23 protein-coding genes are annotated in these 19,626 nt (G+C 44.8%); 1 reads left to right on the forward strand and 22 read right to left on the reverse strand.

The window, feature by feature from the left end; all coding sequences use genetic code 11:
- The first annotated feature begins 312 nt into the window (after positions 1-312).
- Positions 313-549 carry a hypothetical protein gene (locus ACVHUV_RS00610; RefSeq protein WP_462085771.1) on the forward strand — a complete coding sequence of 79 codons (237 nt, stop codon included), beginning with the start codon at positions 313-315 and terminating at the stop codon, positions 547-549.
- On the opposite strand, the gene ACVHUV_RS00615 is transcribed toward ACVHUV_RS00610, so the two are convergent.
- From ACVHUV_RS00615 to wecB, 22 genes are all read right to left on the reverse strand, one after another.
- The gene (locus ACVHUV_RS00615) at positions 546-929 is read right to left on the reverse strand and encodes a hypothetical protein (protein WP_462085772.1); all 384 of its coding nucleotides are present in this window, start codon (positions 927-929) and stop codon (positions 546-548) included. The genes ACVHUV_RS00610 and ACVHUV_RS00615 overlap by 4 nt on opposite strands.
- A gap of 50 nt (positions 930-979) precedes the next feature.
- Positions 980-1,375, reverse strand: a complete 396-nt coding sequence (locus ACVHUV_RS00620) for a hypothetical protein (protein ID WP_462085773.1) — start codon at positions 1,373-1,375, stop codon at positions 980-982.
- Positions 1,376-1,503: 128 nt separating this feature from the next.
- Positions 1,504-1,935 (reverse strand): 3-hydroxyacyl-ACP dehydratase FabZ, encoded by a 432-nt coding sequence (gene fabZ / locus ACVHUV_RS00625; protein WP_462085774.1) that lies wholly within the window; start codon positions 1,933-1,935, stop codon positions 1,504-1,506.
- Positions 1,936-1,985: 50 nt separating this feature from the next.
- Positions 1,986-2,312 (reverse strand): DNA-directed RNA polymerase subunit beta, encoded by a 327-nt coding sequence (locus ACVHUV_RS00630; RefSeq protein ID WP_371390802.1) that lies wholly within the window; start codon positions 2,310-2,312, stop codon positions 1,986-1,988.
- Between the two features lie 22 nt (positions 2,313-2,334).
- On the reverse strand, positions 2,335-3,171 hold the full coding sequence (locus tag ACVHUV_RS00635; protein ID WP_462085775.1) for a flagellar hook-basal body protein: 837 nt from the start codon (positions 3,169-3,171) through the stop codon (positions 2,335-2,337).
- A gap of 28 nt (positions 3,172-3,199) precedes the next feature.
- A complete protein-coding gene (locus ACVHUV_RS00640) occupies positions 3,200-4,036 on the reverse strand; it encodes a flagellar hook-basal body protein (RefSeq protein WP_462085776.1) in 837 nt (278 codons plus the stop codon).
- A gap of 28 nt (positions 4,037-4,064) precedes the next feature.
- On the reverse strand, positions 4,065-5,060 hold the full coding sequence (locus tag ACVHUV_RS00645) for a rod shape-determining protein (RefSeq protein ID WP_317944840.1): 996 nt from the start codon (positions 5,058-5,060) through the stop codon (positions 4,065-4,067).
- Between the two features lie 334 nt (positions 5,061-5,394).
- Positions 5,395-5,664: a sporulation transcriptional regulator SpoIIID gene (locus ACVHUV_RS00650; RefSeq protein ID WP_317944892.1), complete on the reverse strand. Its 270-nt coding sequence runs from the start codon at positions 5,662-5,664 to the stop codon at positions 5,395-5,397.
- 258 nt (positions 5,665-5,922) lie between these two features.
- A complete protein-coding gene (locus tag ACVHUV_RS00655; protein ID WP_317944841.1) occupies positions 5,923-6,579 on the reverse strand; it encodes a peptidoglycan DD-metalloendopeptidase family protein in 657 nt (218 codons plus the stop codon).
- A gap of 37 nt (positions 6,580-6,616) precedes the next feature.
- Positions 6,617-7,561 carry a stage II sporulation protein D gene (gene spoIID, locus ACVHUV_RS00660; RefSeq protein ID WP_462085777.1) on the reverse strand — a complete coding sequence of 315 codons (945 nt, stop codon included), beginning with the start codon at positions 7,559-7,561 and terminating at the stop codon, positions 6,617-6,619.
- A gap of 791 nt (positions 7,562-8,352) precedes the next feature.
- On the reverse strand, positions 8,353-9,654 hold the full coding sequence (gene murA, locus ACVHUV_RS00665; RefSeq protein WP_462085778.1) for a UDP-N-acetylglucosamine 1-carboxyvinyltransferase: 1,302 nt from the start codon (positions 9,652-9,654) through the stop codon (positions 8,353-8,355).
- A gap of 398 nt (positions 9,655-10,052) precedes the next feature.
- Positions 10,053-10,289, reverse strand: coding sequence for a DUF1146 family protein (locus ACVHUV_RS00670; protein ID WP_317944847.1), 237 nt, complete (start codon positions 10,287-10,289; stop codon positions 10,053-10,055).
- A gap of 276 nt (positions 10,290-10,565) precedes the next feature.
- The gene (locus tag ACVHUV_RS00675) at positions 10,566-10,967 is read right to left on the reverse strand and encodes a F0F1 ATP synthase subunit epsilon (protein WP_317944849.1); all 402 of its coding nucleotides are present in this window, start codon (positions 10,965-10,967) and stop codon (positions 10,566-10,568) included.
- A gap of 186 nt (positions 10,968-11,153) precedes the next feature.
- Positions 11,154-12,569, reverse strand: a complete 1,416-nt coding sequence (gene atpD, locus ACVHUV_RS00680; protein WP_317944851.1) for a F0F1 ATP synthase subunit beta — start codon at positions 12,567-12,569, stop codon at positions 11,154-11,156.
- A 41-nt stretch (positions 12,570-12,610) separates the two neighbouring features.
- Positions 12,611-13,468, reverse strand: coding sequence for an ATP synthase F1 subunit gamma (atpG, locus tag ACVHUV_RS00685; RefSeq protein WP_317944853.1), 858 nt, complete (start codon positions 13,466-13,468; stop codon positions 12,611-12,613).
- Between the two features lie 266 nt (positions 13,469-13,734).
- Entirely contained in the window at positions 13,735-15,246 is a 1,512-nt protein-coding gene (gene atpA, locus ACVHUV_RS00690; RefSeq protein WP_317944855.1) for a F0F1 ATP synthase subunit alpha, read from the reverse strand.
- 23 nt (positions 15,247-15,269) lie between these two features.
- Positions 15,270-15,809: a F0F1 ATP synthase subunit delta gene (locus tag ACVHUV_RS00695; protein WP_317944856.1), complete on the reverse strand. Its 540-nt coding sequence runs from the start codon at positions 15,807-15,809 to the stop codon at positions 15,270-15,272.
- Positions 15,806-16,339 carry a F0F1 ATP synthase subunit B gene (gene atpF, locus ACVHUV_RS00700; protein ID WP_317944894.1) on the reverse strand — a complete coding sequence of 178 codons (534 nt, stop codon included), beginning with the start codon at positions 16,337-16,339 and terminating at the stop codon, positions 15,806-15,808. Before atpF ends, ACVHUV_RS00695 begins: the two co-directional genes overlap by 4 nt.
- A gap of 190 nt (positions 16,340-16,529) precedes the next feature.
- A complete protein-coding gene (gene atpE / locus ACVHUV_RS00705) occupies positions 16,530-16,742 on the reverse strand; it encodes a F0F1 ATP synthase subunit C (protein ID WP_060209511.1) in 213 nt (70 codons plus the stop codon).
- A 71-nt stretch (positions 16,743-16,813) separates the two neighbouring features.
- Positions 16,814-17,524, reverse strand: a complete 711-nt coding sequence (atpB, locus tag ACVHUV_RS00710) for a F0F1 ATP synthase subunit A (protein WP_462085779.1) — start codon at positions 17,522-17,524, stop codon at positions 16,814-16,816.
- 32 nt (positions 17,525-17,556) lie between these two features.
- Positions 17,557-17,931 (reverse strand): ATP synthase subunit I, encoded by a 375-nt coding sequence (locus ACVHUV_RS00715; RefSeq protein ID WP_462085780.1) that lies wholly within the window; start codon positions 17,929-17,931, stop codon positions 17,557-17,559.
- Positions 17,932-18,504: 573 nt separating this feature from the next.
- A complete protein-coding gene (wecB, locus tag ACVHUV_RS00720) occupies positions 18,505-19,602 on the reverse strand; it encodes a non-hydrolyzing UDP-N-acetylglucosamine 2-epimerase (RefSeq protein WP_371390903.1) in 1,098 nt (365 codons plus the stop codon).
- Positions 19,603-19,626: the final 24 nt, after the last annotated feature.

Raw genomic sequence — 19,626 nt, forward strand, 5'->3', positions numbered from 1 at the left:
GGCGTTTTGCACCGTTTGGGAGAAGTATGCCGCGTTTGGAGGCGTTTTGCGCCGTTTGGGAGAAGTATGCCGCGTTTGGAGGCGTTTTGCGCCGTTTGGGAGAAGTATGCCGCGTTTGGTGACTTTATACCGCGTTTTAAGTATTTATGCGGATTTTTATTTTTGTTTCGTGGGCGATTACTATATTTCTGATTTATTGTGTCGCGCCAAATGGGTTTTGACAATTTAAGCTCTTAGGTTTTGGTTTTCGATGGCAGTGGGGGCGAGGTGTATGCTGAGTTTTGTGGCGACTATGCGGCGTTTAGGAGAAGTATGCCGCGTTTGGAGGTGTTATGCGGCGTTTGGAAGAAGTATGCCGCATTTGCAGGTGTTATGGCGGCGTTTGGAAGAAGTATGCCGCGTTTTGCGGCGGATATGCCGCGTTTGGGGGAGTTATGCGGGGATTGCTTTGTTGTGTGGAATTTCTGTGACGCGATTCCACAAAGAAGCACTGAACTGAATGGGAAAAACCGCCTGCTAGAGGCGGTTTTCTTTACGGCTTGCGGTTAGCGGTTGTTCATTCCGTTGCGTTGGTCACGGTCGTCCATTTGGGTGTCGTCTGGTGTGGTTACGCCGTCATCGGTGATGATGCCGTCGTCCATTCCGTTGTCACCGTTCATGTTGCCATCGTAGCGGTTGTCGTCATTGATGATTCCGTCGTCTACGTTGTTGCCGTTTCCATTGTCGATGCCATCCATGTCTGGACCTGCACCGTTATTTACACGTGGTGTCATGTCACGTAGCCCGTTGTCTAGTTCTTCCATTGGGGTTTCGTTGTTGTCCGGTACTTCGTCGTTGCCACACCCTGCTAGGGCGAATCCAGATACGAGTACGAGTGGGATCGCTTTTTTGAACATGAAATTCCCTCCTTTCCACAAGCCGTCTATCATACAATCCGTATGATACTCGTAGGTTGGCTTAAAAGGAGGGAACTATCCGTTTAATCTTGTTCTTTTTGTAGGTGTTCGGTTAGTAAATTTTCGACAAAGTTGGCTTCTGCCTTACAGCCGTATGTGTAGTGCGTGTCGAGTTTTTCTTGCATCAATTGGATGGATGCGATTTGGTCTTCGGAAGGCGGTTCGCTCAAAATCCGCTGAATGACTTCATTGATGCGCTGGGCGAGATCTTCGTGGAATGAAGGATGTTGTTTGATGTCTTCCGGAATTTTTGAATACCATAATGCTTTTGTTGTAATGTATTCCCGCCATGTTGCGACAAACTGCTCGATGCTATATAGTTCTTCATCCCAAGCGATACTTGCCATATATTGCTCGAATGTTTGGGTGATGGAGCGGGTTATACTACTTTTTATATTTGGAGAAAGATTTTTAAACATTTCTGATGGTACCTCCCACTATGCATGTTCCTACCTCGAACGTGGAACATTTCCGTTTTGTGCACGGCTGTCAATAAAATGGATTTTACATATCCATTTTAACGAAATTGGCTGAGTCGTGCAAATGTTTACTCGACCGGTCCAAGTGCAAACGTGATTTCGGTTTCGCATGCGATTTCGCCTTCGACGGTTGCGATGGCTTTACCTTTTCCGATTGCGCCACGCATTCTTGTGATTTCCACTTCCAGTTTTAACGTATCGCCAGGAATGACTTGGCGTTTAAAACGGCAATTGTCGATGCCTGCGAAGAATGCAAGTCGGCCACGGTTTTCTTCTTTTTGCAACATGGCAACTGCACCGACTTGTGCGAGTGCTTCGACAATGAGTACGCCAGGCATGACGGGATAGCCTGGAAAATGTCCTTTGAAAAATTCTTCGTTGATCGTGACATTTTTTAAGCCGACTGCTTTTTTCCCTTCTTCGAGTTCAGTAATTCGATCGACTAACAAAAATGGATAGCGATGTGGAATGATGGCTTGAATTTGCTCTGCATTTAGCATGACTTTGTCCTCCAAACTTATGTATGGTGTAAATGAAAACGAAAGAGCCGTTATGACTCTTTCCCGCTCATAATATCGAATATGTGCATCCACGTTTCTTTTTTCAACACGTCTGCCGGCTGGCCGTCACCGACGACGCCATAACCGACCATTGCACCTGCAATTGCTGCACCTGCAACTAACAGAAGGACGAGGAGGATCCGCAACCAGATGGGCAGCAAACGGATTTGCACCCACATGCGTTTTTTCGTTTCTTGTTCTTCCTTCACAGGTTTCTGCTTTTTTTGTTGACTGCGTGCAATGCGCGATGACACGATTTCTTTTTCAGTGGCATCTCTGCGGTTTAATTGTGGACTTTTTTGCTTATCATCTGTCATATTGTATTCTCCCTAGCCCGACTTATCGAATGTTATTGATGAGCCCTAACATTTGATCGGCAAGTGTGACGGTACGAGCATTAAATTGGTACGAACGTTGGACATTGATGAGGTCTGTCATTTCTTTTTCATAATTGACGTTCGATGCTTCCAAATAACCTTTTTCCATACCGATTTGATTACGGTCAGCTCCGTTTAGATTAATGAGTACTTCTTCTTGTCCGACGCCAAGGTCCGCAAGATTCGCCGGAACGCCAAGCAAGTTGCTCGATAGTCGTTCCATTAAATTTGGACGTTGAATGGTTGAAATGCCGAGTTCAATCGTTTGTGTTGTGCCATTTGAAAACGTCACTTCTAGTTCACCACGTGCAGATAAACCGTATTCACGGACATTGTCTGCAAATGTGATCGGCTCGCCTGCTTGATTGGCAATTGGATAGCCTTCACCGTTGACGAGCATCAAGTTGCCGCCTTCAATCGGTGAGACATAGAAGCTACCTTCACGTGTATAGGCGATTGTGTCGCCATTTTCACCGGGCATGATGATGTTGAAATACTGTTTCGGTTCAGTCAATGCAAAGTCGAGATCTCGATCGGTTTTTTGCATCGTGCCGACTTTCCAATTCATTTGCGCGGAACCGAGCATTGCACCCACACCGTAGCGGATGCCCGCAGGTGTTTGTCGTGTTGCTGTATCCGCTTTGTCATTGTTGAATTGTTGGTACAACATTTCTTGGAAATTCGCTTGGCTTGCTTTGTAGCCCGTCGTCGCTGAATTTGCCAAGTTGTTTCCGATAATATCGATATGGTGTTGTAATTGCGTCATCGTATTGACGGCTGTTGTCATCGACCGTATCATACTTTCCGGCCCCTTTCAATGCGTATCATTAATTGACACGCCCGATTTCGTTCACTGCTTTTTCCATACTGCGGTCATAGGCTTGTAAAATCTTTTGATTCGCTTCAAATGCACGGTAAGCTGCAAGCATGTCTGTCATCGTTTTAGCAGAATCGACGTTAGACCCTTCCAAATAGCCTTGTTGGAATGAATACCCGACACCTGCAACGCCTTGTGCTTCAGGTAGATTGCCTGTACTGCTTGCAAACAGGCCATTGCCTTGTTTCAGCAATGTTGCTGGTTGAGCAGCGAATGACACGCCGAGCGTCGCAACCGCACCTTCACCTTCCATCACAATCCCGTCAGATGTGATGCGGAAATCGTCATTTTGCAACTGAATACGATTGCCGTTCGTATCCAGGACATAATAACCCATCGGATTGGTTAAATAGCCTTGCGGATCCAATGTGAAGTTCCCGTTTTTCGTATACACTTCGTTGCCATTGTCGCTTTCTAGCCGGAAAAAGACGGCACCCGGTGTACCTGTTTCTTCATCGACAGGCAAGTTGCCTTCGAGTAAAGCGACATCGGTCGTTAAGCCCGTTTCACGAAGGGAGCCTTGTACAAAAAGTGGCATCGTTTCTTGCATGTAAACACCTGTGGACAGTTCGCCTACAGGTGAGAGTCCTGTCATATGTAATCCTTTTTCTGTAGGGATGCGCGTCGCATTCAAGCTGGACATGAACATTTCAGGGAATGAACGGATGCTCGATTGCTCTGCTTTAAAGCCTGGTGTGTTGGCGTTCGCCATATTATTTGCTAGCATTTCCGTTCTACGCTGTTGCGCAATCATGCCAGAACCGACTGTGTAAAAACCACGGAACATTGTTCCCGCCTCCTATCATTTATTGCAATTAGTATCGTTTACCGACTTTGCTAATGTTTTCGAGCAATATACCCGTGCCGATTGCGACACAGCCTAATGGGTTGTCCGAAACAAATACGGGTACTTTCAACTCTTCTGCAAGCAGTTGATCAATCCCGTGCAATAATGCACCGCCACCTGTTAGGAAAATGCCACGGTCAATAATGTCTGCCGATAGCTCCGGTGGTGTTTTTTCTAATACGTTTTTAGCAGATTGAATAATCATTTCGATTGACTCCGATAACGCCTCGCGAACTTCTTCGGAAGTAATCGTAATTGTTCTTGGCAAACCTGTCACCATGTCGCGTCCACGGATGTCCATCTGTTCATTCCGGCCTCCTGGAAAAACAGTGGCAATATTTTTCTTGATCGTTTCTGCAGTCCGTTCACCGATCATCAACTTATGCTTTTTCTTGATCGATAAAATAATTTCGCTATCAAACAAATCCCCAGCTGCTTTAATCGATTCGGATGTGACGATATCGCCCATTGATAATACCGCGACGTCAGTCGTTCCACCACCGATATCAATGACCATGTTACCGCTCGGTTGGAAAATATCCATGCCTGCCCCGATTGCTGCTACTTTCGGCTCTTCTTCCAAGTAGACTTTCTTTCCACCTGATTTTTCTACCGCATCTTTAATCGCCTTCTGCTCAACCCGTGTAATGTTTGTCGGGCAACAGACAAGAATCGTCGGCTTTGACAAGAATCCTTTTACATTCAGTTTGTTAATAAAATGACGTAACATCGCTTCTGTCACATCGAAATCAGCAATGACGCCATCCTTCATTGGGCGGATGGCAACAATATTACCCGGTGTTCTTCCTACCATTTTACTTGCTTCTTCGCCAACAGCCAATACTTTGTTCGTATGTTTGTCGATCGCTACAACAGCAGGCTCGTCCAATACGATCCCTTTCCCTTTCACGTGAATCAACACATTTGCAGTTCCTAAGTCGATTCCGATATCTTTAGCAAACATTAATCCCGTTTCCCCTTCCAGCTGCCTATTCCATACTGTATTTTTACGTACTCTTCTAACTATACATTGTAACACACTGGTTCTTTATTGAACACAAAGATTGACAGTCTTTTGGAATGTTTTTATGCAACAAACCTTATTTGTCGATCAACCAATTGTAGGATTTTATTTACAACTCATGACAATGAATCGTAATTTACATCGTTCATTTCCACTAGTACTTTCTACATGTTATTCAAATGGAATATGTATTTTCATCAAACTTTTCTACATGCGAAAAGACAGGGTGTGCGCACTCTTCCAAATCGGATGGTTGCGTCCCCGTCTATTCCCGTCATGTGTTGCGGGCTTTCTTATTTTCATTCTTCCACTTCATTCGTGTTGCTTCACCGCCTCTTAAATGTCTGACAGACTTATGATAGGCAAGTACTCTAGCAACTTCATCAGACAACTCCGAGTCCACGTTTGGTAATCGTTCTGTCAAATCTTTATGGACCGTGCTTTTGGAGTAGCCTGTTGCTTTTGCCAATGCCCGTACGGTAAGTCCAGTGTCCAGCAACATTTTGCCGAGGCGCACGCATCGCCTCCGAATTTGCTCGTGCACGCCCTCTTCCTTTCCTGTCAGCTCCATTTCTTCCTTTATCCTATGCTGAGATGGGCGTGGTTATGTCTGATAGAGCGTTTGAAGTGAGGAAGAGATTTGAAAACCAGGAGAAAATCTGTTGGACTACTTGAAATGCTTTCGTCCGCTACTTCGATTTAAATAGATGACTTGCGTACTAAACGATTGATTGGTGGGAATGAAAGAATTTTTGATACAGAAAAAGCCATCTCGCTCTACACGACGAGAATGGCTTGATTGCTAAAAACCTAATTTTGAACGTGGATTAATTGGAACGCCATCCACCTGTACTTCGAACAACAAGTGTGTCCCAGCTTGCGGGTTCCATTCGTTACTCGTCGCTGTACCAAGTACTTGTCCTTGCTCAACTTGGTCGCCTTCTTTCACTTGGATGCCTGTAAGTGAACTGTAAATCGTTGTCATTCCGTCCGCGTGTGTAATGCGTACTTCGCCGCCTTGGAAGTGATCAACTACGACTTGTTCAACAGTTCCGCTCATTGCCGCTAATACTTCAAATGGTTGGTCGTTGACGGAAATTGAGATACCCGTGTTCGTCTTGTACGTTTGGTTGAAGACGAGGAGGGCATTCTCTCTGTCTGCTTCATCTGCTTCGGTATCATAGTACTCTTGTATAATGGCCACGTTGTCAAGATGTTCCTCATCAAATGGGAACTTTACCACTTCAGTTGGTGCATTTGTTTCTACGACCAATCCGTTGTTCGGCTCGTTTGTACCATCGACAGTTTCTTTGGTATCCTTTTGTATGATGGCATTAAAGCCCCAAATCATGCCGACAAAGACGATCGCCACGCTCGAGTAGACGGCCGGCCAGAACCATCTATTCTTCTTTGTACTCTTACTCTTTTGAGAAGGGGATTTCGGTTTTTCTTCTCGCATTGTCATCACCTCAATTGCTATTGTTTGCAATTGGGCGTTATTTTAAACATGCTAAATCATCTTGTTGGAAATTTTTTAATGTTGTGCCTGTATAGTAGTACGTTAAGATGTTTTCAGCTTTCCATCCTTTTTGTGCGAACGCTTCTGCACCGTATTGACTCATGCCGACTCCGTGCCCATAGCCTTTCGTTGTAATGATGACGATTTCGTTTGTTACATCGTATGCAATGTCGAAGTCCGTTGATGCGATTCCGAGTACTTCTCGCATTTCTCTACCGCTCTTCTCAAAATTAGTAGATACAGCTCGCTGCACGCGTCCTGTATGATTACGTACGAGCTTCAAGCTTTTAAAATGATCCGCTTTCCATTCAGAACCGAGTGCTTCATTCCACTCGTCAATCGGCATTTCAACACGTCGTTCTACTTCTGCCGCTACGTTTGCTTCACCTGGACTTTCAACACTTTGCAAATAAGGGATGGGATTGCCGCTAAAATTTTGTGCGGTTTCCGTTTTGCCATTGGATGTCGAGAAAAACATGGCAGTGATCATTTCGTCTTCGTAAACGATTGTTTGCCCTTGTGTTGTTTCAATAAGTTCTGATAGTCGCTTCTCGTTTTTTTTGAATTCTTTCCCCCAACGCTCTTTTCTAGCTTTTTCATTTTTATAGACTTGTGCGGATACAGTTGCTTGGATCGGTTTCTTTCCGTTGTCTGTTGACCGTAATGCATATGTCCGTGCGGCAATCGCTTGCGCTCTTAACGCTTCGTCATGAAATACGATCGGCATCTCTCCTGCCACGACGCCAAGTACGTATTCCTCAAGCGGTATAGGCTTGTCCTCTCCTTCCACTGTAATGTAGATTGCGCAAGGATCTTCTTCTTCCTTTGCTACTTCTTTTGCTACGGGTTCGATTGTCTGCTTCATAAGGATTGGAATAAAAAATAGGAGTAAAATGAATAAAACAGCTAGTAGTTTGTCCATAATTCATTGTATGAAGGTTGTCCTTCATTCATTCGAAGAAATGGTTGAAGATATTCGTAGAGTTTTTGAGACTTGCTGCGTTATGCGGTGTTATGCTGCGTTTGAGCGAAGTTTGCCGCGTTTCGCGGAGTTATGCCGCGTTTGAGCGAAGTTTGCCGCGTTTCGCGGAGTTATGCCGCGTTTGAGCGAAGTTTGCCGCGTTTCGCGGAGTTATGCCGCATTTGAGCGAAGTTTGCGGCGTTTCGCGGAGTTATGCGGCGATTGATGCTGACTATTACGGCTTTCAAATTGGGTTAGTAATTTTCTTATCCGCGGGCTGCTATTTGTACCAGATGTGATTTAATCGCGCCAAATGCCTTTTACACTTTAACGGCTTGGTTCAGAGTGTCGTACAGTTTCTAGATCGCTATGATTTTCGGGATTGTTTTAGTTGCCTGAAAAATGAGTAGATGGTTGTTGTGGAACCGCGGGCAGTTGTTCGTCTTGGAGGGTTTCCTGTCGTGCTGAATGCCTTTTACACTTTAAGGGTTTGTGAGAGAGGGAGATTCAATGGATGGCGAGCTGCGTTATGCCGCGTTTGAGCAAAGTTTGCCACGTTTGACGGGAGTTATGCCGCGTTTGAGCGAAGTATGCGGCGTTTTGCGGAGTTATGCCGCGTTCGCAGAATTTATGCCGCTTTTGGAGGACTTATGCGGTGTTTAAAGAGGTACTGGTTGTTTATTGAGGCATAAAAAAACTGCCTACAGTGGTTTGGTGTGTAGACAGTTTTTGTATGGTAGGAAGAAGTTCGTTTAGACGAGTTGTTCTTCTTGGATAGTTGTTGTTTCTTCTTCGGACACGCGTTCGATGTCCGCGCCGAGTGCTTTGAGCTTCTTGTGGAAGTCTACGTAGCCGCGGTCTAGGTGAGCGAGTTCAGTGACGCGTGTGACGCCTTCTGCGACAAGTCCTGCTAGGATGAGTGCGGCTGCGGCACGTAGATCGGTTGCAGCGACTTCAGCGCCTTGAAGTTTGGACGGCCCTGATATGATGACAGAACGTCCTTCGATTTTAACACTTGCGTTCATGCGGCGGAATTCTTCAACGTGCATGAAGCGGTTTTCGAATACGGTTTCTGTTAGGACGCCAGTTCCGGATGCCGTCAACATAAGTGCCATCATTTGTGATTGCATATCTGTTGGGAATCCTGGGTGCGGCATTGTTTTTAAATCCGTTGCTTTTAATGGGTGTTTGGCTTGGATGCGTAAGCCTTCTTCCAATTCCGTAATGACAACGCCCATTTCTCCGAGCTTGGAGATCAATGCAGCATTATGTTCAGGAACTGCGTTATCGATTGTGACGTCTCCGCCTGTAATCGCTGCAGCTACCATGAACGTACCTGTTTCGATACGATCTGGAATGATATGGTGAATTGTGCCATGTAGTTTTTGCACACCTTCGATTCGGATGGCATCTGTACCTGCACCGATGACTCTTCCGCCCATTTCGTTAATGAAGTTTGCTAAATCGACAATTTCCGGCTCTTTCGCCGCGTTTTCGATAATTGTCGTTCCTTTGGCTAATGCAGCAGCTGTCATAATGTTTTCTGTTGCACCTACACTTGGGAAGTCCAAATAGATTTTAGCACCTTTTAAACCGTTAACTGCTTTTGCTTCAACATGTCCATGACCGAATGAGATTTCTGCTCCCATCGCTTCGAACCCTTTGAGATGTTGGTCAATTGGTCTTGATCCGATTGCGCAACCGCCTGGAAGCGCGACACGGGCAAAACCGTTACGTGCGAGTAATGGGCCCATGACAAGAATGGACGCACGCATTTTTCGTACATAGTCAAAATGTGCTTCGGATGAAAGTCTGCTCGTTGAATCGATAATGACTTCTCCTTGTTCAGCATCATACGTAACTTTTGCATTCAAGCTTTTTACAACTTCGTTTATTGTCGATACGTCTGATAGGTTCGGTACGTCGCGTATAATATTTGGGCCTTCGGATGCGAGTAATGCTGCAGCCAAAATAGGAAGTACTGCGTTTTTCGCTCCTTCTACCCGGACATTTCCTTCAAGAACACGTCCACCGTTTATAATTATTTTATCCACAAAAAGTCCCTCCGACTTCAATTTTTACTTTTTGCCATATGCGATTCATTTAAATTTTTTTGTCATAGATTAAACATAAAAACACATACTATTCTACATCGCTCTACATAATTAAACAAGTTACTACAGAGCTATTTTCCCGCTTATCTACAAGATATTCTATAATATGTACCCATTTGACGATTTGTGCCCTGTCTAGAATGGGCTGTCGTCTTGTTAATGTTTGTTTTTCCCTTGCCATATAGGGGTTCAAACATTTATTTTCATGCCATCGCCCCATCTACACGACTGTATATACGCGGCGATAGCATGGAACAACTCGAAATGAGTACACTGTTTGTACTACTGACAATTGCCTACTGACTATGTACCCCAAAAATCTTCAGGCAAACCAGTGTTTATGAAAATAATGTAGGAATTCTTCCTGACCAATAGGATATGTCTAAAAAGAAATTTGATACGGCTGAACCAATCGCAAAACTCAATAAAATATAGAGAATTTGTGCTTGAAAAACGTGGTGCTTTTTAATGATTTTTTCTGGCATGACAGACTGCAATGCATAAAATGTCAAACCGATGAAAAAGATGTGTGACAAAATTGCAAGCATCGGATTGTGCACAAAAATATCGTTCATTCTTTCGACCTCCTTCGCCAACTTTCGATAATTGTTATGGAGCTGTTATCGTTTCTTTGTGAAGTTTAGTAGTCCTACATATGAAGTTAGTAGAGGGTACTGGCTTTTTTGCGATGTGGAGTATCACGCGAGACCTACTTACTATTGCATATGATTTGTACATTATATGGGTGATTGGATAGATTCCCTTTAGTAGAGTCCTAGAGGGATTAATTTCCATAAGAAAAAATGCGGGCAGAAGAAACATATCCTCTGCCCGCCAACAAGTCAAAACAATTACTTCATATTATGAACGTTGATTCGATTGATGGCACGTTTTAGATCGAGTTCCACCAATTGAGCATCAAGTTTATCTGCTTTTGCCTGTAGTTGTTCTTCCGCACGTTTTGCTGCGCGTTGTGCACGAGCAATGTCGATATCGGTAGCCAATTCAGCGTTTTGTGCCAATACGGTTACAACGTCTGGACGGACTTCGATGAATCCACCGTGAACGGCGACATTAACAGTCGTATTATCTTTCTTCAGGCGAAGCGCACCAATTTGAAGTGGTGCAACCATAGCGATATGGCCGGGAAGAATCCCAATCTCACCCGTTTCAGTGGAAGCAATGACCATGTCCGCTTCTGTTTCACTAACTGGGCCGTTGGGAGTGACGATATTGACTTTAATTGTCTTCATAATGTTCCCTCCTGATCCCGCTTAATCAATTACGCCTAGGCATAATTGTGCCCAGATTGTTGACAATCTATGGCATCGCCGGAGGCTTTAATGGTATTCAGCTTTGTTCTTGTAAAGCTGGAATAGTTAAGAACGTTGCATCCATCACCCGGTTAAGGGGATGGATGCGACATTAGTAAAGGCAAATTAGACTTCTACGCCCATGCCTTTTGCTTTTTCGATAACTTCCTCGATGCGTCCAACAAGACGGAAGGAATCTTCTGGTAGGTGGTCGTAACGACCTTCCAAGATTTCCTTGAAGCCTTTAATTGTTTCCGCAACCGGCACATAAGATCCTTTTTGGCCTGTGAATTGCTCAGCCACGTGGAAGTTTTGTGATAGGAAGAATTGGATACGACGTGCGCGGCCAACGACAAGTTTGTCTTCTTCGCTAAGCTCGTCCATACCAAGGATTGCAATAATATCTTGAAGTTCACGGTAACGTTGTAGCGTTGACTGTACTTGACGTGCCACTTCGTAGTGCTCTTCGCCGACGATTTCAGGGCTAAGTGCGCGTGAAGATGAAGCAAGTGGGTCAACCGCTGGGTAGATACCCATTTCAGATAGTTTACGCTCAAGGTTTGTTGTCGCGTCCAAGTGAGCGAATGTTGTAGCCGGAGCCGGGTCCGTATAGTCATCGGCTGGTACGTAAATCGCTTGGATGGAAGTTACAGAACCTTTGTTTGTTGAAGTGATACGCTCTTGCAATTGACCCATTTCCGTCGCAAGTGTTGGTTGGTAACCAACGGCAGATGGCATACGGCCAAGAAGTGCAGATACTTCAGATCCCGCTTGTGTAAAGCGGAAGATGTTATCGATGAACAGAAGTACGTCCGCGCCTTGCTCGTCACGGAAGTGTTCTGCCATTGTCAAACCACTAAGTGCAACACGCATACGTGCGCCAGGTGGCTCGTTCATTTGACCGAATACCATTGCTGTTTTGTTAATAACGCCGGAATCCGTCATTTCGTGGAACAAGTCATTTCCTTCACGTGTACGCTCACCAACACCTGCGAATACGGAGATACCGCCGTGTTCTTGTGCGATGTTGTTGATTAGTTCTTGGATAAGTACTGTCTTCCCTACACCGGCACCACCGAAGAGGCCGATTTTACCACCTTTGATGTATGGTGCAAGTAAGTCAACTACTTTAATCCCTGTTTCTAGAATTTCAACTTCCGTTGAAAGGTTTTCGAATTGTGGAGCTTGACGGTGGATTGGGTCACGGTGTTCTGAAGCCGGAATTTCCTCTCCTAGGTCAATGATTTCTCCAAGTACGTTGAATACACGTCCAAGTGTGACGTTACCGACTGGAACTGAAATCGCCGCGCCTGTATCAATAACAGCCGTACCACGCTTTAGACCATCCGTGGATGACATTGCGATTGTACGTACTGAGTCGTCTCCAAGGTGGAGTGCAACTTCAAGCGTCAACGTTTGCGGTTCTTCGTTCGGACGTTGGATTTGGACCTTCAGTGCGTTATAGATTGCTGGCAGTTGACCGTCTTCGAATTTAACGTCAACAACAGGACCCATAACTTGAAGTATTTGTCCGTTACTCATGCTTTTCCCTCCTGTCTTACTTTTCCCGTTCAAATTATGCTCTATTCGAGAGCGGCAACTCCGCCGACAATCTCGGTGATTTCTTGCGTAATTGCAGCTTGACGTGCTCGGTTGAATGACAATGTGAGTGAATCGATGAGTTCCGTCGCATTGTCTGTAGCCGTCTTCATCGCTGTCATACTGGAAGCATGTTCGCTCGCTTTTCCATCAAGCACTGCTCCGTAAATCAGACTTTCCGCGTATTGTGGAAGAAGCGTTTCGAGAATCGCTTCTGCAGAAGGCTCAAATTCATAGGAAGCCATTGCTGACGCTGATGAAATATCCGTGAGCGGAAGCAATTTCTTTTCCGTCACTTCATTGGAGATGGCGGAGATGAAGTGATTGTAGTATAAGTACACTTCATCGTATTCGCCTTCTGTGAACATGCCAACAGCTCGATTCGCGATTGATTTTATTTCCTCGAAAGAAGGGTGATCGGAAACTCCGACTAGACTTTCGCATACGTCATATCCAAGACGGCTGAAGAATTCAAGCCCTTTACGACCGATTGCAACGATTTTCACTTCCTCTTTGGAGGCGTGACGTTGTTCAATCGCTCGACGCGCTTTACGGAAGAGGTTACTGTTGTATCCACCAACGAGTCCGCGGTCAGATGAGACGATGATATAGCCTGTCTTCTTCACTGGACGATGTGTAAGCATCGGATGGCTTGCGTCGCTTGTCGCGCTCGCTATTGCACCGACAACTTCTTGGATTTTCTCCATGTACGGAACGAATGCTTTCGCGTTCATTTCTGCACGAGTCAATTTCGAAGCTGAAACCATTTGCATCGCTTTTGTGATTTGACTAGTCTTCTTTGTCGATTTAATACGATTTTCGATATCGCGTAATGATACCACTGGCAATTCACCACCTTATTGTTTAGTTGTAAAGGATAAATTTGTCTTGTTATAAGATATTGCACTGTTGATTTACGCTCCAGGCGGACGCTTTCCGCGGGCACGGCTTCAGACGCTTCCCTCGCTTCGCTCAGTCCAGGGTCTTCAGCTCGCGCTGTTCCCGCAGGAGTCGCCGCCTTTCGCTCCAATCAACTACATGAGTACTCTCTCATAATAGAATTAAATTTAACCAATAGTGATCAAAATCCTAAGAGACTATTTTTGAATTAAGACTCAGAAGGTACGAAAGTTTTCTTGAATGCGTTGATCGCATCTTTCATGACGTCATCAGACGGAAGGTCTTTCGTTGTACGGATATGATCTAACACTTCAGTGTGGTTGGACTCGAGCCAGCTTGTAACTTCGCTTTCGAATCGAAGAATATCTTGTACTGCGACATCGTCAAGAAGGCCGCGTGTCAATGCATAAAGAATGACTACTTGATATTCAACTTTAACCGGTTTGTTCAAGTCTTGTTTAAGAACTTCAACTGTACGGATACCGCGGTCTAGTTTCGCTTTTGTTGATGCATCAAGGTCTGAACCGAATGCAGAGAATGCTTCGAGTTCACGGTATGCAGCAAGGTCAAGACGAAGTGTACCCGCAACTTTTTTCATTGCTTTGATTTGCGCAGATCCACCTACACGGGATACGGAAAGACCGGCGTTGATCGCTGGACGTACACCCGAGAAGAAGAGGTCTGATTGCAAGAAGATTTGTCCATCAGTGATGGAGATAACGTTCGTTGGAATGTAAGCAGAGATGTCTCCTGCTTGAGTTTCAACGAATGGAAGTGCAGTGATTGAACCTGCGCCTAATGTATCGTTCAACTTCGCTGCACGCTCGAGTAGACGGCTGTGCAAGTAGAATACGTCACCAGGGTAAGCTTCACGACCTGGAGGACGGCGAAGTAGTAGTGAAAGTTCACGGTAAGCAGCAGCTTGTTTAGATAGATCATCGTAAACAACCAATACGTGCTTGCCTTGGAACATGAATTCTTCGGCCATTGTTACACCTGTGTAAGGTGCTAGGAATAGCAATGGAGCTGGTTGTGAAGCAGACGCTGTAACGACGATTGTGTAGTCAAGCGCTCCGTTTTTACGAAGTGTTTCAACAACCCCACGTACTGTGGATTCCTTTTGTCCGATAGCGACATAGATACAGATCATATCTTGGTCAGCTTGGTTAAGAATCGCATCGATCGCAACAGTTGTTTTACCTGTTTGACGGTCACCGATGATCAATTCACGTTGTCCACGGCCGATCGGTACAAGTGCATCGATCGCCTTGATGCCTGTTTGCAATGGCTCATGTACGGATTTACGTGCCATAACGCCTTGCGCAGGACTTTCAATTGGACGAGTTTTTGTTGTTGCGATTGGACCTAATCCATCTACCGGCATACCGATTGAATTGACTACGCGTCCAATTAGTTCCTCACCTACAGGAACTTCCATAATACGGCCAGTTCGACGTACTTCATCGCCTTCTTTGATATCTGTGTATGGTCCAAGGATAACGATACCTACGTTGTTCGCTTCCAAGTTTTGTGCCATACCTAGAACACCTGTTGAGAACTCTAAAAGTTCTCCAGCCATGACGTTGTCGAGGCCATGAGCAAGAGCGATACCGTCACCGATCTTGATAACCGTACCGACTTCGCTTACTTCCATCTCAGACTGATAGTTTTCAATCTGCTGCTTAATCAGCGTGCTGATTTCTTCAGCTTTGATGCTCATGTATGTCACCCCTCAATTTCAAATTAAGATCCGATCAATTTACGTTGGAGCTTATCGAGCTTCGCGCTCAAGCTGCTGTCGTAAATCTGATTGCCGATTTGGAGACGGATGCCTCCGATCAAGCTTGGATCGATGATATTTTCAATGCGTAATGTTTGTTTGCCAACTTTATGTGCGAATGAAGCAGAGATTGAGTTCGACTCATTTTCCGTCAATGGACGTGTCGAGTATACTTTCGCTTCTGCAACGCCTGCAGCACCGTTCGCGAGTTCATGGAATTCAGTAATAACATTTTGGATTTCATCAAGACGTTTCGCATCCAATAAAACGAACAATGTGTTCATGATGATCGGATTTACGCCTTTAAAGATGTTTGCCATAATGTCTTTCTTTTTTGCTACGGACAACTTTGGAGAACTAAGAAGTACACCTAGTTGTTTATTGTCACGGAACGCTTTTTTCAATTCGATCAGTTCTGATTGAATGGAAGCAGTTTGTCCTTGTTGTTGTGACAAGTTGAATAATGCGGTTGCATAGCGCTTAGCTACTACCGATTGGCTCATCGGCTTTCGCCTGCCTTCACAATCGTTTCTTCAATCAATGCACGGTTGTCTTCCTCAGAGATTTCTTTACCAAGAACTTTGGAAGCCGCCATAATTGATAGTGAGACGAATTCTTCACGGACAGCTGCAACAGCTTTTTCTTTCTCTGTCGCGATTTCAAGTGTTGCCGCTTCTTTCATGCGGTTCACTTCTGCACGTGCTGCTGAAATCAGCTCTTCACGTTGTGTTTCACCTTGCTTACGTGCATTGTCAACAATCGACTGTGCGTTATCACGCGCTTCTTTCAAAAGGGCACGCTGCTCTTCCAAAAGTTTGTGTGTTTCGAGACGGCTTTGTTCAGCTGCTTCGATTTCATTCGCGATCAATTGTGCACGTTGATCCATAATGCCCATAAGTGGACCCCATGCAAACTTCTTCAGAAGAAGCATTAGGATGGTGAAGAATGTTACTGTGACGATGATGTCACCTAAGTTCAAACCTTCTGGGTCGTTTAATCCTGCTAAAAATCCTGCGTCAGCGCTTGCCGACAAAAGGATGAAGGTATTTCCAAACACGATTGTTTCACTCCCTTCAAGAGCTCCTGTCAAATTTCGTTAGTGTATAGAAAGAACGTTATTCTTAATTTTCAACGTTAAACTTGCATTTCAAACATCTGTTGTTACATAAATGAATGGCGAAGGACAAACGTTGCGTTCTTCGCCATCTATAGTTGTGTGTAAATTATTTGTTCATTACGATGAACGCGATAACTGTCGCGATGATCGGAAGGGCCTCAACTAAAGCTACCCCGATGAACATTGTCGTTTGAAGCATACCGCGTGCTTCTGGTTGACGAGCGATACCTTCTACTGTTTTCGATACGATCAAACCGTTACCAATACCTGCTCCAAGTGCACCAAGACCAACTGCAAGTGCTGCTGCTAATAAACCCATTGTGTAATATCCTCCTAAAAATTCATGTTTTTTTGTGTTGTTTATGAACCCTCTAAAGGGGCAATATATGTTTAATGGTCTGTATCGACTTTATGAGCCATATAAACCATCGTTAACATAACAAAGATAAATGCTTGGATCGCTCCGATGAAGATGGAGAAACCTTGCCAAGCGAGTGCCGGGATTAATGCTCCAGCGAATCCGAAGATACTGGAAGCCCCTAGTGCCGCAAGAAGACCGATAAGGATCTCCCCTGCGAAGATGTTACCGTAAAGACGAAGACCGAGTGTCAACGTGTTTGCGAATTCCTCAATTACTTTAAGTGGTGCCAAGAAAGGCATCGGTTGTAGGTACGATTTAAAGTACCCTTTCGCACCTAATAGTTTAACGCCATAATAATGTGTCAAAACAACAACCATTCCTGCAAGCGTCATCGTTACAACTGGATCAGCTGTCGGCGATTTCCACCATAGATAATGGTTATAACTAATTGCGAATGGTAAACCGAGCATATTTGCGACAAATACGAACATGATGAGTGTTATCCCAAGTACATGGAAACGACCACCCGTTTTCCAGTCCATATTGTTCTTGATGATCCCTTTGACGAAATCCATGACCCATTCCATGAAATTCTGCATGCCTGTCGGTTTAATTTGTAAATTACGCGTCGCGATGACTGCAATTAGGAAGACGATAAGGCATGTTACGAAAAGCATTAGGATGTTGGATAAGTTAAAGACCAATCCGAGAAATTCCACATTCGGATTTTTATGGTTCACGTTTCGTTCACCTCCCTTTTGCAATCAAAAAATTAGTAATGCTTGACGTGTACTACGATCCTGTCGACTAGCAACAAGACGTATGGAATCATTAACCCGATCACTGTTGCAATCATGTTAAATGTTTCCGGCTTCGTCAACGTAATGGCTGCCGCCGCCACACCGGATCCGAATCGCAATACGGTTCCTCCGATTGACTTCGTTTCTTTTCCTTGCGAGATCGATTGATCAAATCTTTCCATTCTACGGACAATAATCCAAAAATTATACAATCCGAACAAGGAGCCAAGAATTAATCCTGCAAAAATCGGTTTGAAGTCAGTAAAACCCCATCCGATGACGAACAGTGCGAGCAAAAAAAAGAGCGCCTTCTTTTGCCTATTGAAAATTTGTCGCATTGTATGCATGGTGGGTGATTCTCCTGATTCGTATTTTTGCCGATTTTTGTGATCCGCGAAAAGTGTTAGGACAATGAGCAGTGTCAAACGAAAAGGTTCGTTTCCCTAAGTCGGGCTTGTCCAAGACTCCGATAAAGGTCGGAACCTATAATTGTAAGTGAATCGTCGTAGCCGCTGACCACCAGGAAGCGTTGCTATTGTGCACGCTCGTGATGTGACTATTGACGACGTCCAGTGAAAGGATGATAGAATCGCGTCAAATTTGATTGCAATGACGATTTTCATATGTATGAAATCCCTATCATTCTTACCCTTTGTTAGCATACAATAGGGGCATTTTGATGTCAATTGATTCCCGTGAAAAACTTCACAAAGTCGTGTTTTTGTCAAATTATCGACATAATTGGGTGCAACCTGCAAGAATGCGTGTTTCACGGAGTCATATGCTGCAATTTTAATGTGTCCATGGTCTGGATTTCCATCTATCCTGCGCACATTGTGAAAGGAAAGAAAAACCGTTGAAGTGGAAACACTTTCGAGTTGCACATTCAACGATTTTTCGTGTTGTTCGTTTGCTTTTTATTACAAAGAAGAAAGATATTCTTTCAACGCTTCTACAATTCGTGCAGACGCTTTTCCATCTCCGTAAGGATTGGATGCTTTGGACATCGCACTGTATTCCGCTTCGTCGGAAAGAAGTGTATCCGTCAGTTGGAAGATCATCTCTTCGTCTGTCCCAGCAAGTTTTAACGTGCCAGCCTCAATGCCTTCAGGGCGCTCTGTTGTATCGCGTAACACGATGACCGGCTTCCCGAGTGAAGGTGCTTCTTCTTGAATACCACCTGAATCCGTCAAGATGATGTGCGAGCGGGCAGCGAAGTTATGGAAGTCCACTACTTCAAGCGGCTCGATGAGATGAACGCGGTTGTTATTACCAAGCAGTTCATCTGCAACTTCACGCACCGCAGGATTCATATGCACAGGATAAATCACTTGTGTATCAGGATGTTTTTCAAGGATGCGATTGATGGCACGGAACATGTTGCGCATCGGCTCCCCTAAGTTTTCACGACGGTGTGCCGTTAGCAAGATGAGGCGATCATCCCCGATTTTATCAAAGATCGGGTGATGGTAATCTTCTTGGACAGTCGTTTGAAGGGCGTCGATTGCCGTGTTCCCTGTAATGTAAATACGGTCTTCCGGTTTCTTTTCATCTAGTAGATTACCGGCAGATTTTTCGGTTGGTGCAAAGTGCAAATCCGCAATGACGCCTGTTAGCTGACGATTCATTTCTTCAGGGTACGGGGAGAATTTATCCCACGTACGAAGTCCTGCTTCAACATGGCCAACAGCGATACGGTTGTAAAATGCTGCAAGGCTACCGATGAATGTTGTTGACGTATCACCGTGGACAAGGACGATATCAGGTTGCGCTTCTTTCATAATTGCGTCCAATCCTTCCAACCCACGAGTCGCAACATCCACGAGTGTTTGACGATCTTTCATGATGTTCAGATCGTAGTCAGGTGTGATGCCGAATGTATGCAAAACTTGGTCGAGCATTTGACGATGTTGTGCCGTCACAGTGACGATTGACTCGATGTCCTCCGTGTGCTTTTGCAACTCCAGTACGAGTGGTGCCATTTTAATCGCTTCCGGTCTTGTACCGAATATCGTCATTACTTTCCATTTCTGTTTCAAACC

Source organism: Sporosarcina saromensis (genome assembly GCF_054901285.1).

Excerpts from the sequence above, each read along its gene's own strand:
- ACVHUV_RS00610 (WP_462085771.1), top strand. The coding sequence starts at position 313 with ATGCCGCGTTTGGAGGTGTTATGCGGCGTTTGGAAGAAGTATGCCGCA.
- ACVHUV_RS00615 (WP_462085772.1), bottom strand. The coding sequence starts at position 929 with ATGATAGACGGCTTGTGGAAAGGAGGGAATTTCATGTTCAAAAAAGCG.
- ACVHUV_RS00620 (WP_462085773.1), bottom strand. The coding sequence starts at position 1,375 with ATGTTTAAAAATCTTTCTCCAAATATAAAAAGTAGTATAACCCGCTCC.
- fabZ (WP_462085774.1), bottom strand. The coding sequence starts at position 1,935 with ATGCTAAATGCAGAGCAAATTCAAGCCATCATTCCACATCGCTATCCA.
- ACVHUV_RS00630 (WP_371390802.1), bottom strand. The coding sequence starts at position 2,312 with ATGACAGATGATAAGCAAAAAAGTCCACAATTAAACCGCAGAGATGCC.
- ACVHUV_RS00635 (WP_462085775.1), bottom strand. The coding sequence starts at position 3,171 with ATGATACGGTCGATGACAACAGCCGTCAATACGATGACGCAATTACAA.
- ACVHUV_RS00640 (WP_462085776.1), bottom strand. The coding sequence starts at position 4,036 with ATGTTCCGTGGTTTTTACACAGTCGGTTCTGGCATGATTGCGCAACAG.
- ACVHUV_RS00645 (WP_317944840.1), bottom strand. The coding sequence starts at position 5,060 with ATGTTTGCTAAAGATATCGGAATCGACTTAGGAACTGCAAATGTGTTG.
- ACVHUV_RS00655 (WP_317944841.1), bottom strand. The coding sequence starts at position 6,579 with ATGCGAGAAGAAAAACCGAAATCCCCTTCTCAAAAGAGTAAGAGTACA.
- spoIID (WP_462085777.1), bottom strand. The coding sequence starts at position 7,561 with ATGGACAAACTACTAGCTGTTTTATTCATTTTACTCCTATTTTTTATT.
- ACVHUV_RS00670 (WP_317944847.1), bottom strand. The coding sequence starts at position 10,289 with ATGAACGATATTTTTGTGCACAATCCGATGCTTGCAATTTTGTCACAC.
- ACVHUV_RS00675 (WP_317944849.1), bottom strand. The coding sequence starts at position 10,967 with ATGAAGACAATTAAAGTCAATATCGTCACTCCCAACGGCCCAGTTAGT.
- atpD (WP_317944851.1), bottom strand. The coding sequence starts at position 12,569 with ATGAGTAACGGACAAATACTTCAAGTTATGGGTCCTGTTGTTGACGTT.
- atpA (WP_317944855.1), bottom strand. The coding sequence starts at position 15,246 with ATGAGCATCAAAGCTGAAGAAATCAGCACGCTGATTAAGCAGCAGATT.
- ACVHUV_RS00695 (WP_317944856.1), bottom strand. The coding sequence starts at position 15,809 with ATGAGCCAATCGGTAGTAGCTAAGCGCTATGCAACCGCATTATTCAAC.
- atpE (WP_060209511.1), bottom strand. The coding sequence starts at position 16,742 with ATGGGTTTATTAGCAGCAGCACTTGCAGTTGGTCTTGGTGCACTTGGA.
- ACVHUV_RS00715 (WP_462085780.1), bottom strand. The coding sequence starts at position 17,931 with ATGCATACAATGCGACAAATTTTCAATAGGCAAAAGAAGGCGCTCTTT.
- wecB (WP_371390903.1), bottom strand. The coding sequence starts at position 19,602 with ATGACGATATTCGGTACAAGACCGGAAGCGATTAAAATGGCACCACTC.